The sequence below is a fragment of the Sphingopyxis sp. genome (genome assembly GCF_035250425.1).
Classification (GTDB): Bacteria; Pseudomonadota; Alphaproteobacteria; order Sphingomonadales; family Sphingomonadaceae; genus Sphingopyxis.
This window is the reverse complement of sequence record NZ_DATFFD010000290.1, coordinates 1-11,475: the sequence shown is the minus strand read 5'-3', so window position 1 is coordinate 11,475 and position 11,475 is coordinate 1. Positions and strand designations below refer to the sequence as shown.

Sequence of the window (11,475 nt, the reverse complement as noted above, 5' to 3'; positions counted from 1 at the left end):
CTATCGCCGCGGCACTAATCTTTCGGGTTGATAATAGGTCTGTCAGCCAAGCGGACCTGTTTGAAAGTTAGGCGATCCTAATATACAGAAAAAATAGAGGCGATGCCGCCCGCGGCGATTGCTATTCCATAGGGTATCGATCGGGATGACGACTTTTGCCGCAGGCCATTCGCCGGCCCGCTCGATGCAAGGCTCGACCTTGCAAATATGATAAGCATGCGCGCGACCACGATGATAGCGCCGGAGGCGGTGGTGACGAACAACAGCAAGATCGCGTCGCTAAAAGAAAACCATAAGGCGCAGGCAGCGTAAAGCTTCGCATCGCCGCCGCCAAACCATCCAAAATAAAAGAGAAGCATGCCGACGAGCAGTGCTGCTGCGAAGTGAAAGCCATGCGCCCACCAAGGACTAGAAAACGGAAAGCCTGCCAGCCAGCTGACGATGAACATGATAACGATAAGCAGGGGAATGGCGTTCGGAATGCGACGTTGGCGTATATCGGCTGCTGCTGCTGCCAGCAGCAGTAGCGTAAAAAGCAATTGGAAGGCGGTAACGATATTAATCATCGCGTCCGGTGACCTCCGCATATTGCTGCCACAGTTTATGATCGTAGCGCGGACGATTGATCAGGGCCCGCGCCAACAGCGCTCCGGCCAGGTCCAGCCGCCTGGCTTGCCGCGCTCCTTGCCCGGCAAACTGCAGTCTAAGGCTCCACATATCATCATCTTCCTGTGGTCTGCGCTCAGGTTCGATTCCACGCATCGCATTCGCAAAATCGAGATTGAGCGATACATCGGTTGCGTCAGGCGAGCGATGCAGCAACGCGCCAAGGAGGCGAGAAGCCTGCTCGGCATCGCCCGCTGCGATGAGCGACACGGCAAGGTCGTTTTCCGTTCCTCGATCCGACGGCTGGAGGACAAGAGCTTCTTGAAAGGCGGCGACAGACGTGTCGATGTCGCTCCTGGCGTAGGCAATTCGTCCCTTCGAACGCCAATAGAATGCGTCGGCCCAACAGCTACTGCCGAGGGCGTCTGATCTTATTTTGGCCAAATCCGGCTGCCCAAGCTGCAGCAAGGCCGTTGTAGCGACGGCTTCCGCGCGGCAAACAAAAGCTGAATCTGCTCCTACTCGATCGATCAAGGCAATAGCTTCGCCTGGGTTGCCCGATATAAGGGCGAGTTCGGCGCGCAGTAGCAGAGCTTCGGGTCGTGGATCTGCGGCAAGCTGGGCGCGATAGGCTTCGGCTTCGAAGAGGCGTCGGCCTTGCAACGCGCTATCTGCGAGAAGCAGGGGATCGGTTCCGGACATCTCGCCTGATGGAAGCCGATTATCGGGGACATGTTCGGCAACATCGGGCGGGGAGGCATGTGCGCCTGATGCCCGGGCGACGGACAAAAGCGCTACCATTAAGCAATTTACAAGGCGGGAACGCATGCCGTTGGTTCCTTAGGCTCCGCGATGCGGCCAGAAGGTCGCAACCCAAAACAACGCGATCTCCTCACCCGCGGCCTGCCGGTTCAGGCGATCGAGATAAGCTGCGACCCGGCCGAGATATTCGCCATTGCTGATGTCGGGTGCAGCCAGTGTCTCATTTTCTGCAGTTTCGGACCGGCAGGTGGTGCCGAAAGGTTCGGCTGTGATGAATACTTCGCCGATATTCAGCCGAAACATCCGCATCCCGGCAGGCTCGTCGACGGCATTGGCGGCATGGTCAAGCAAGCACTCGACGACGTCTTCCGTCTCGGGGGATCGAGCGCGCGCGCGATGTGACGGCGCGCTTTGGGTTGGCAGACCTGCTCTTACCACCATTGGCGACAGAAGGGGTGCAAGCGGACTCTGACGTTCGATCGCCATCGCCTTTTGCACGGTCGTAACGCTGCTGCTATTCTGTGCCGCTTGCTTGAGCGCGTCCGACCCGGGAGCATCGGGCTCGGCCATGGCGAAAACGGGCGTATCCGAGAGAATGGCTCGCTCCTTGTCCTGCTGGCCCGTTGTTGCATAAAACCGGGCCAGGTTGCGTCGCGTTCGCTCGTCAGCGGGCTGCGATGCGAGCGCTTCTTCGAAATAGCGTTCGGCGATATCGCGGCGCCCGATCGCGTCATAGGCGACGGCCAGTCCGTTGAGGCTTTCGGTTTGCAGTGCAGGATCGCGGCGGGCGCTTTTGAACAGTTCGATCGCTAATCCATATTGACGGGCGCCGAGAAAGCTGCGTCCACGAGCAAGTGCTTCGCTTGGTGCGAGGTTCGCAACGACCGGAACATCACGGACCTGTGAGAGCGACGCCTCGAAGCGAGGGCCGAGCGAACATCCAGCAACCGCTAGCGTGCCCAAGAGGATCGCGCGAAGTGCGAAGCGGGTCAAATCAGTTTCCTCCAGCAAGTGCCGGCGCAATGTCGCGGATCACGCGAATGACGGCCGGCAACATAAGTACGCCGATCATGACGGGCAGCATGCAGGCCACCAGCGGGATGGAGAGCAGGACGGGAAGTCGGTGTGCCTTCTCCTCGGCGCGCATTCGGCGCTTCTCGCGCATTTCGGCGGCATAGATGCGGAGGGTTGTCGCGATGCTTGAGCCAAGCTTGTCCGACTGGATCAGCAAAGTTGCAAAGGCCCTGATTTCATCGACACCGGTACGATTAGCGAGAGCTCGCAGGGCTTCCTCGCGGCTCGCGCCAGCGCGCAGTTCGAGCGTTGACTGCGAAATCTGTTCAGCAACAAGCGGATGCGAAAGCGTCATTTCGCGGCCAACGCGATCGAGGGCGGCCTCGAGCCCCATACCCGCCTCCACGCAGACCAGCATGAGATCGAGACAGTCGGGAAAACCGTCCAAAATCTCATGTCGGCGGCGATCGGCCTTCGCGGTCAGAAACAGGCTGGGGATGAAAAGGCCCATCAACGCAAGGCCTGCGCCTTGGAGGTAAAGCTTGAACAGGTCGACGGGTGTCTCGGAAAGAAGCTGTGGCACGACCAGCGCAGAGGGGAGGGCAAAGATAAGCAAAAGCCGCAACAGCGTGTAAATCTTTGGCGCGTGCGGCGACCGATATCCTGCCGCGAGCATACGGCGGCGCAGCCCCTGCGGATCGGAATCGCCGAGCGATAATCCGCTTCGTTCGATGTTCGCGGCAAGCTTTGCCCATGTTCCCGAACGGACATCAGCCGCCCTCAGGCGATCGGTATCGTCGCGGGGAGCGTCCGTGACGGCCTGCGTTTCAAGGCGGCCCAGAACGGCGCGGCGGCTGAGCACCAGTCGCACGCCAAAATATACGAGCGACGAGACCGTCACAAAAAGGAGGGCGAGGAAGCCGAGCCGCAGATAGGGCGATGATGCGAGAATCTCGACCATATTAGACCTTCAGGTCGATCATGCGCCGGATCGAGACGAATCCGACCAGATAAAGAAGGATCAGCCCCCCAAATCCGAGGAAGAAGATCGGATCGGTCGCGACGTCGAGATAGAAAACCGGATTTGCAAGGAACAGGCCGGCAAAGGCAAGGATCGGCAGTGCGGTAAGGATGACGGCGGTCATGCGTCCTTCGGAACTCAGCGCACGAACCTTCATAAACATGCTGGCCCTGTCGCGGATCACCTTGCTCAGATTCTCCAGAATCTCGGCGAGGTTTCCGCCTGTTTCCATCTGCACCGAAACCGACACAACAAACATGTGCATGTCGGGAAGCCCCCAGCGCTCCGCCATGCGCGCGAGCGCTTCGCGCAGGTCGAGACCAAAAGCGATTTCGTCGGTCACGATGCCGAACTCCGTGCCGATCGGGTCTTCCATCTCGGCCGTCAGAAGCTGCAGGGCAGAGGGTATCGGGTGACCTGACCGCAGACCGCGCACGAAGATGTCGAGCGCGATAGGAAACTGCTGTTCCATACGGCGCCGCCGACGATCGGCCAGGCGGGTCAGGAGCATCCAAGGCAACAGACACGCCATGACGATCCCGAGCGCGAGCGCCAGTTGGACGACGCCCAGGGTCAGCGGATAGCCCGATAACCCCGCCGCGACCAGGACCAAGAAAGTCACGATAGCTGCGCCCATCAACATGAGCCCGATTACCTGAAGTTCGGACATAGCTATATTGGCGGCATTCAACATGCGGCGGAAAGACTGGAAAAGGGCCGACAGCCACGGTGGCGCGCCCTCCAGGCGCCGCGGCAGCGACTTGCGCAGCATCGAGGTGACGACCTGGCGATCGATCCCTGATTCGATGAGACGAAGCCGCTGGTTCACGGCCCGGCTTTTTCCGCTTCGTTCGACGGCAAACCCGATCGCCGCTTGCGCGAGCAACACCACCAGCGCGAAAAGCGCCAGCATCGTAAGGAAGCGGAGGGCGGTATCGCTCATGTCAGTCGATCCGCCGGTCGGGCCGGAAAAGTTCGGGCGACAGCTCGATCCCGTGCGAAGACAGCGTTTCGAGAAATTTCGGTCGGATTCCCGTCGCCTCGAAATGGCCAATCACCAGATTGTCGGCATCGCGTCCGGTCATCCGGAACCGGAAAATATCCTGCATGGTGACGACGTCACCCTCCATCCCCGTGATTTCCGACAGGCTGAGCAAGCGGCGCCGGCCGTCCGAAAGTCGCCCGATCTGAACCACGACGTTTATTGCCGATGCGATCTGCGCTCGCGCCGCACGCGCAGGCATGTCGATCCCGCTCATGCCAATCATCTGCTCGACACGCGACAGCGCGTCGCGCGCGGTATTGGCATGGACGGTCGTCATCGACCCGTCGTGGCCAGTGTTCATCGCCTGCAGCATGTCGAACGCTTCACCGGCGCGAACTTCGCCGACGATAATCCGGTCGGGGCGCATGCGCAGCGCGTTCTTGACAAGGTCGCGCTGGGTGATTTCGCCTTTGCCTTCAATATTTGGAGGGCGTGTTTCGAGGCGCGCGACATGCTCTTGCTGCAGTTGCAGTTCGGCAGAATCTTCAATCGTCACGATGCGTTCGCGCTCGTCGATGAACGAGGATATGGCGTTGAGAAGGGTTGTCTTGCCCGAGCCGGTGCCGCCCGAAATCAATATGTTTCGTCGCGCATTGACGATGCCTTCCAGCACCTCGGCCACGGCGGACGGCACGCTTCCGAAATCCACGAGCTTGGCCATGTCGATCGGAATTCGGGCGAATTTGCGGATCGAGAGCAGCGATCCGTCGATCGCCAGCGGCGGTACGACCGCGTTGACGCGCGACCCGTCGGCGAGCCGTGCATCGACGAAAGGCGATGACTCGTCGATGCGTCGCCCAACCGCGCTCGCAATTTTCTGGATGATGCGGAAAAGATGCTTTTCATCCTTGAAGCGCGTTTCGACCCGCTGAAGCAGGCCGCGACGCTCGACAAAGACGATATCGTGCCCGTTGACCAAGATATCGGTGATCGTCTCGTCCTGCAAAAGCGGTTCGAGCGGACCCAGTCCCAACAGCTCGTCAAGGACGTCCCCCACCATCGCGCGTCGTTCACTTGCGTTGAGGGCGAGCTGGTGGCGACCAAGAATGTCGGCGATGAGGTCGCCCGCTTCGGTTTCGACCTGCGCGCGTGACATCTTTTCAAGTTGTGCGAGGTTGATTTCGTCGAGAAGTTCGCGATGGACCTGAACCTTCAGCGACAGCAGCGCTGCATTGCGGTCGTGATCCACCTCTCCGCGCAGCACTTCGGTTGCCGGACGGACGGTTTCGGCTTCGCTGCCCTGAGAGCCTTTCTGTTTCTGAACCTGCCACATTTCCAGATCAGTCCTTGTGCAATTGTTCAGCGATACTGGCGGCCAGCGCGACAAGATCGACAGCAACCCGGTTACGCCGAGCAATGCTGCTTACCAGCACGCCCTGGTCATGAGCCGACTGTACGACGGGATAGTCGTTGTTGATCGTGGCCATGACAGGATAATGGAGCGTCTCGGCGGCGTCGCGAACGCTGATCGTGCGGAACAGCCGCCGTTCGACGCGATTGGCAACAATTCGTAACCGCGACGGATCAATTCCGGTTTCTTCGAACAATGTCAGCCGCCGCCGCGCTTGGCGCAAGCTTCCCACCGACAAATCGACGACGAGCAGAATGATGTCGGCCTTGTCTATCGCTGAAAGCGTCCAATTGGCCCAATTGCCCGGAAGATCGAGAACGACGTGGTCATATTCCTTGCGCGCAACCTCGAGAATGCGAAGCAACTGATCGGTATCCACCATTTCCAGTGGCGAGATGCGTTCGGGCGCCGCGATGACCGCCACGCCTTCCCCGCAGGTGGCCGCCACTGTGCGGAGCAACTGACCGTCGACGCGCCGGCCCGCTGTGAGCAAATCGTCCATCGTGAGGGTAGGATCGGCGCCGAGGTAGGTGGCGGCGTTGCCGAACTGGAGATCGAGGTCGATCAGGCAGGTTCCACGCGCACCACCCCGTTCGCCCAGATGATAGGCAAGATGGGTGGCAACCGTCGTCGCGCCGATCCCGCCGACGCTCTGCGCCACTGCGACGACCGGCGCCAGTCGCTCCACCTTGGGAAGGGTGCGGCCGGCGGTGGCAAGAATGCCGGTGACCGCATCCGAAAACTCGCCGCGGTCGAGTGGGAGCGCAATGACGTCATCGACGCCCTGACGGATCAACGCCCGGGTGGTGGCAAGGTCGGCACCATGCATCGCGACGATCAACGGAAGCGAAGGACGTTGCGTCCTCAGCGCGGTGAGCCGCTGCATCGAGCGCGGATCGCCGCCCTTGAGTTCCACTACAACCAGCTCAGCGTCGCCCACCAGCGCGGGTGACAGCGGCTCGTCCGCTGCGACATGCACCAGGCCAAAGCTTTCGCTGGGATAGTCGCCGCGCGACAGGCTCGATCGCGCGAACTCGTCCTCGGATATGAAAAGCTTGACCTTACAGTCCAATTGCAGGGATCCATCTTGTTCAGGAGAGCCGATATTTTCGTTCTTGCCCATGATTTCGTCCTTCAGTTCGACCAGCTGCCGGCGCCGTCTTCCATCGTCAGCGAATAGCTGAAGTCGGGAAGATCGATCGTGCCACTGAACAGCATGAGCGTGAGGGGAACGAAATCTAGGTCGCGCAGCCGCACCGAAATGATCGGTGCCACGTCGGGGCCATTCGGGTCGCCGGCAAAGCCGAGCCCCGAGTTGCGATATTCGACGATGACGTTGGCGGCCCCGATGTCGGGCTTGATGTCGGCCATCCGGTCGATCAACGCCGTGAAGGCGGCGTTGTTCGCGGTGGTCGGGAAATTGCACGTGCCAAGACAGATGCAGGTCGTCGTCGTGCCGTTGCTTGAGCAGCTGATGCCGGGGAAGTCGGTGTCGTCCACCGGAGTCCCCGCCGGAACGGCCTCGACCCCCGTTGCGAAGCTATAGTTCACTAGTCCGCTCGCGATCATATTGGTCGCGGCCGCCCAGCGCGCGCCGGTCTGGGTCGCCTTTTCGGCGCGGTTCACTTCCCAGGCGAAGCGGCCGACATCGATGATGCCGAGCAGGAAAATCAGGATGAGCGGCAGGACGAGCGCGAACTCGGCCGCCGGCCCGGCACCGGTGCTGCGGGCGAACCGGGTGAGCAGGCCGCTCATATGCCCATCACCGCCGCATTGGCGCTCGCCGTGACCGTCGCGCCGGTGGTATCGAAACCCAGCGTGCCGAAGAGCGAGGGATAGGGAACGGTCGCCGATACGGTGACGTGGGTCGCGCCGCTGATCTCGGTCGCATAGACGCCCTGATCGGAGTAGCTTTGGCCCGTCTGGCAGGCGGCGGTGACGATGATCTGGTCATTGTCGTCCCACCCCAGGATCTTGGCGGTGCCGCCCGAGGTTTCGCCGGTGCGCGTCAGATTCTGAACGCGCGCCAGAACCGCCGCATCGGTGATACCCGTACAGTCGAACACCGAAAAGGACTGGCGCGCCGCAAAGCGCGCGCCGTCGCGCACCGCCTTCACGACCTTATGCTCGGTCCACAGATAGGCGCCCCCTTCGAAGCCGCCGAACATGATGGCGATCAGCATCGGCAGGATCAGCGCCATTTCGGCAGCAGCCGCGCCCGACCGGCAGCGAAGAAAGGAAGATATGGGCCGCTCCGTCATCGGATCATTCCAACAGGTAGGGGACGTTGCGCTGTACCACCTGTCCCGCGGTCTGCCCCGCCGTGCCGCTGCCCGTCTCGCCGATCAGCTCGACATAGACGTCGGTTGCCTCGGTGACGACATTGCTGCCCCGCCGCCGCTGGTAAGAGGGTTCGACGAGGAAGATGTCGACCCATTTCAGCACCGGGACACCGCTTTCCGAACCGTTGAGATTGAGGGCGTCGCAATTGATCACCGCCGCCGAAATCCTGCGACGGTCGACCGTCTCGTCGTTGGGCGTGACGCCAGCGCCGCGACAGACTGGATAGCTGTAGCCGTCCTTGTTGCCGGTCATCGTCTGCTGCATGTCGCTCACGTCGGTGTTGTCGAGTTCCCACAGATAGACGTCATAGCGGCTGGCGTCGGAGCCCAGTCCCGTCTCCGTCTGCCATGTCGCGCTGTTCCAGCCATAGTTGACGAGGAAATAGGCGTCGCGGTCCCACGCGCCGTTGCCGATCCGCCCATCGGCGAGCGTGCAGCCGGCCGCAATGCTCGCCGAAAGGTCGTTGCTGATCGCATGGCACAGATCACGCGGATGGCCCATGATGTCGGGATAGCCCGACGTCAGGTTCGTCGCCGTGGTCGGGCGATAGGGGTTGGGCGATTCCTGCCAGCCCTGTTGCCCCGAAGTGCCGCAATTATTGCCTTTCACCAGATCCTTGCGGACGTTGCGCGAGGGCGAGCAGGTGCCGCCGGTGGGGCAGGTGTTCGCGCCATTGGTGTCGAGGTCGAAGCGGGTGTTGAGCGCATCCATGACGACGGCGTTGAGGCCCGGCTTGGTCGTCACCCCGGTGATCGGCAGGCAGTCGCCAGGCACCGTATTATAGCCGAGCGCGGCGGCCAGATTCGATGCTCCGCTGCCGAATCCGCTTTCAAGGAAGCCGAAGTTGCCGGGCGCGGTGGCGTTACCGGTGATGAGCTTCATCCCCGATCCGGCGAGCGCGTTGGCATCGAAACCGAAATTGACATTGGTGTTGCCGAGCGGCTCGGCGGGATTACAGAACATCACCGGCGGCACGCGGCAGATCGCCGAACCTAGCCCGGCCAGCGCTGCCGCGTTGGTATTACCGCTGATCGCCGCGACGAGCGGCGTGAAGGCATAGTTGGCGGTTCGGAAACCGATGAATATTTCGATGAAATTGGCGTTGCTGTCGTCGGTGGCCGGTGTTCGGCTCGTATCCTGATAAAAGCGGATATTGCCCACCGCGTCGCAATCGGGTTCCGGCGTGATAGTAATTTCCGCATCGCCGCCATCATTTGCCAAAAGAGTGAGATTTGTAAGAAAATCAGGATCGGACGCCGCCGCCGATGCGCGGAGGCACGCGCCGTTCTTTCCGTCGAGCTGCGATGCGCCGGCCAGTGCCGCCTGGTCTGCGGCGTTCTGGAGTTCGCTGTCCATCCCCGCGAGCCGCGCGTAATCGAAACCCACGCCACCGACAGCAACCAGCGCAAACAGCGCGAGACCAAAGGTGGCCGCGGTTGCACCGCGCTGATCCTTCAAGAAGGAATGGGACAATTCCCGCGCCATCTTTTCAGTTCCCCACCGGCCCCTTTCCTATTGCGGCGATCCGCTTTGACCGTCGGTCGTGCGGATGCTTTCGGGTTTTTTCACGCGGTCGGTGCGATAGCGCTCGACCGCGGCGGCGCTCTTGGCGGCGTCAGTGGTCGGCACGGGCTCCTCATATTGGGGATCCGGATCGACGACCTGCGCCGCCAGCGTCGTTCGCACCGCATTGCCGAAGGTGACGTCGGTGGGGGTGCAGGCGGCGGTCATCCCGGCGAGCGCCAAGGCGGCGCCGAGGCGCGTTTCAATATTCATAGCCGCTTCCCTCCTTGGCGATTGAAGTGGTCCCCGCGCTCCGGTCTGCCGGCATTTGCTGCTGGACGGGCGGGATCGCGGGGACCGCCCCATCGGTGCGACCCAACAGGAACAGGTCCAGTTCGCCTGGTTCGCCGACGCGATCGGTCGGCAACGCGACCTGCCCAGGTTTGATCGGCTGGACGAGGCGAGGGGTCACCACGATGAGCAGTTCGGTCTCGCCGCGCTTGAAGCCCGACGAGCGGAAAAGCGATCCGATGATCGGGATCGAACCCAGCAGCGGCACCTGCCGCACGGTGGTCGAGAAATCCTGACGGATCAGCCCCGCGATGGCGAAGGATTCGCCGTCGCGCAGTTCCAGCGTCGTCGACGCGCGCCGGGTTTGCAGCCCGGGGATGACGATGTCGTTGAGCGTTATCGACGCCGTCGGGTCGATCGAGCTGACCTCGGGTTCGACGACCAGGTTGATAACGCCATCGGCAAGGATCGTCGGCGTAAAGCCGAGACTGACGCCGAACGGCTTGAACTCGATCGAGATGCCTTGCCCGCCGCCGCCGCCGCCACCGCCGCCACCCGTGCCGCCTTGCACGACGGGGATGGGAAATTCGCCGCCCGCCAGAAAGCTTGCCTTCTCGCCCGACAGAGCGACCAGCGTCGGTTCGGCCAGCGTCTTGGCCAGTCCCTTGCTTTCGAGGCTGTCGAGCACACCAAGGATGTTGAGCCCGCCGATGTTGAAGCTGTGGCGGATGATGCCGAAACTGTCGGCGATCGCGCCCAGCTTCAGAATGCCTTCGCCCGTTTCGGGGTCGGGGGTCAGCGAGGCGCCGCCGCCGAGCGCGCCGTCCCAGCTTCCCGATCCGTTGCGGAAAAAGCTGCGGACGCCGATATCCTTGCCCGTCTGGCGGTTGATTTCGGAGAAGCGGACTTCCAACATCACTTGCTGGCTGGACCCCACGCCCATCATATTGACGACTTTCTCGCCCGCATAAGTGCCGGCGATCTGGACGGCGTTCTGCGCCGCGGCGGCGCTGCTGACGACGCCCGACAGCACGACGGCGTCGTTCGAAATGCGCGCGCTGATATTTTCGCCGGGCATCAATTCGCCGAGCTGGCGGCGCAGCGACACGACATCGGGGCCAACCGCGATGTCGACGATGGTGATGATGCGGCCCCCTTTGTCATAGACGCTCAGGCTGGTCGTCCCCATCGCCTTGCCCAGCACATAGATCGACCGGTCGGAAATCGGCATGACGTCGGCGATTTCGGCGTTGCCGATCATCGCGCGGCCGAAGGGGCGGTCGAGCGTCACCGTCTGGCTCTTGTTGAGCGGCACGTCGAGCTGGCCGGCGTGGACGCCGCCGGCCGAGCCATAGCTCTGCGCCGAAGCGGAGGGGGCCAGCGCCAGTGCGGCGGCGATCGTCAGCGGGGCGGCGAGCGCGCGCACGGCGCGGGGTCGAAAATCACGAGCCATGGCGTTTGACCTCATAAACAGTCGGCGCGGTGCCGCGGACGATTTCGACCGAGGGGCCGGTGGGGCGCGGGGCGGGAAGCGGCGCG

12 protein-coding genes are annotated in these 11,475 nt (G+C 62.1%); all 12 read right to left on the bottom strand.

All coding sequences use genetic code 11. The features are described from left to right. Positions 1–77 precede the first annotated feature (77 nt). Genes VJ811_RS17680 through VJ811_RS17625 form a run of 12 tightly spaced genes read right to left on the bottom strand, consistent with a single transcriptional unit; the run spans position 78 to position 11,389 of the window. Positions 78–566, bottom strand: coding sequence for an A24 family peptidase (locus VJ811_RS17680; RefSeq protein WP_324074825.1), 489 nt, complete (start codon positions 564–566; stop codon positions 78–80). Beyond that, on the bottom strand, positions 559–1,434 hold the full coding sequence (locus VJ811_RS17675; RefSeq protein ID WP_324074824.1) for a tetratricopeptide repeat protein: 876 nt from the start codon (positions 1,432–1,434) through the stop codon (positions 559–561). The genes VJ811_RS17680 and VJ811_RS17675 overlap by 8 nt, the downstream gene beginning before the upstream one ends. A 12-nt stretch (positions 1,435–1,446) precedes the next feature. Continuing rightward, positions 1,447–2,361 (bottom strand): tetratricopeptide repeat protein, encoded by a 915-nt coding sequence (locus tag VJ811_RS17670; protein WP_324074821.1) that lies wholly within the window; start codon positions 2,359–2,361, stop codon positions 1,447–1,449. Between the two features lies 1 nt (position 2,362). Beyond that, positions 2,363–3,343: a type II secretion system F family protein gene (locus tag VJ811_RS17665; protein ID WP_324074819.1), complete on the bottom strand. Its 981-nt coding sequence runs from the start codon at positions 3,341–3,343 to the stop codon at positions 2,363–2,365. A gap of 1 nt (position 3,344) precedes the next feature. Further along, entirely contained in the window at positions 3,345–4,346 is a 1,002-nt protein-coding gene (locus tag VJ811_RS17660) for a type II secretion system F family protein (RefSeq protein ID WP_324074817.1), read from the bottom strand. Between the two features lies 1 nt (position 4,347). Beyond that, positions 4,348–5,721 carry a CpaF family protein gene (locus VJ811_RS17655; protein WP_324074815.1) on the bottom strand — a complete coding sequence of 458 codons (1,374 nt, stop codon included), beginning with the start codon at positions 5,719–5,721 and terminating at the stop codon, positions 4,348–4,350. Between the two features lie 7 nt (positions 5,722–5,728). Further along, positions 5,729–6,922, bottom strand: a complete 1,194-nt coding sequence (locus tag VJ811_RS17650; RefSeq protein WP_324074810.1) for an AAA family ATPase — start codon at positions 6,920–6,922, stop codon at positions 5,729–5,731. Between the two features lie 11 nt (positions 6,923–6,933). After that, positions 6,934–7,554 (bottom strand): TadE/TadG family type IV pilus assembly protein, encoded by a 621-nt coding sequence (locus tag VJ811_RS17645; RefSeq protein ID WP_324074808.1) that lies wholly within the window; start codon positions 7,552–7,554, stop codon positions 6,934–6,936. After that, positions 7,551–8,060: a TadE family protein gene (locus VJ811_RS17640; protein ID WP_324074806.1), complete on the bottom strand. Its 510-nt coding sequence runs from the start codon at positions 8,058–8,060 to the stop codon at positions 7,551–7,553. The genes VJ811_RS17645 and VJ811_RS17640 overlap by 4 nt, the downstream gene beginning before the upstream one ends. 4 nt (positions 8,061–8,064) lie before the next feature. Beyond that, positions 8,065–9,615, bottom strand: a complete 1,551-nt coding sequence (locus tag VJ811_RS17635; protein ID WP_324074802.1) for a TadE/TadG family type IV pilus assembly protein — start codon at positions 9,613–9,615, stop codon at positions 8,065–8,067. A gap of 39 nt (positions 9,616–9,654) precedes the next feature. After that, positions 9,655–9,918, bottom strand: a complete 264-nt coding sequence (locus VJ811_RS17630; RefSeq protein ID WP_324074799.1) for a hypothetical protein — start codon at positions 9,916–9,918, stop codon at positions 9,655–9,657. Continuing rightward, on the bottom strand, positions 9,908–11,389 hold the full coding sequence (locus tag VJ811_RS17625; RefSeq protein WP_324074797.1) for a type II and III secretion system protein family protein: 1,482 nt from the start codon (positions 11,387–11,389) through the stop codon (positions 9,908–9,910). Before VJ811_RS17625 ends, VJ811_RS17630 begins: the two co-directional genes overlap by 11 nt. Positions 11,390–11,475: the final 86 nt, after the last annotated feature.

What these genes read in the sequence shown, in the direction of transcription:
- VJ811_RS17650 (WP_324074810.1), bottom strand. Translation starts at nt 6,922, where the DNA reads ATGGGCAAGAACGAAAATATCGGCTCTCCTGAACAAGATGGATCCCTG.
- VJ811_RS17630 (WP_324074799.1), bottom strand. Translation starts at nt 9,918, where the DNA reads ATGAATATTGAAACGCGCCTCGGCGCCGCCTTGGCGCTCGCCGGGATG.
- VJ811_RS17640 (WP_324074806.1), bottom strand. Translation starts at nt 8,060, where the DNA reads ATGACGGAGCGGCCCATATCTTCCTTTCTTCGCTGCCGGTCGGGCGCG.
- VJ811_RS17660 (WP_324074817.1), bottom strand. Translation starts at nt 4,346, where the DNA reads ATGAGCGATACCGCCCTCCGCTTCCTTACGATGCTGGCGCTTTTCGCG.
- VJ811_RS17665 (WP_324074819.1), bottom strand. Translation starts at nt 3,343, where the DNA reads ATGGTCGAGATTCTCGCATCATCGCCCTATCTGCGGCTCGGCTTCCTC.
- VJ811_RS17625 (WP_324074797.1), bottom strand. Translation starts at nt 11,389, where the DNA reads ATGGCTCGTGATTTTCGACCCCGCGCCGTGCGCGCGCTCGCCGCCCCG.
- VJ811_RS17645 (WP_324074808.1), bottom strand. Translation starts at nt 7,554, where the DNA reads ATGAGCGGCCTGCTCACCCGGTTCGCCCGCAGCACCGGTGCCGGGCCG.
- VJ811_RS17680 (WP_324074825.1), bottom strand. Translation starts at nt 566, where the DNA reads ATGATTAATATCGTTACCGCCTTCCAATTGCTTTTTACGCTACTGCTG.
- VJ811_RS17675 (WP_324074824.1), bottom strand. Translation starts at nt 1,434, where the DNA reads ATGCGTTCCCGCCTTGTAAATTGCTTAATGGTAGCGCTTTTGTCCGTC.
- VJ811_RS17655 (WP_324074815.1), bottom strand. Translation starts at nt 5,721, where the DNA reads ATGTGGCAGGTTCAGAAACAGAAAGGCTCTCAGGGCAGCGAAGCCGAA.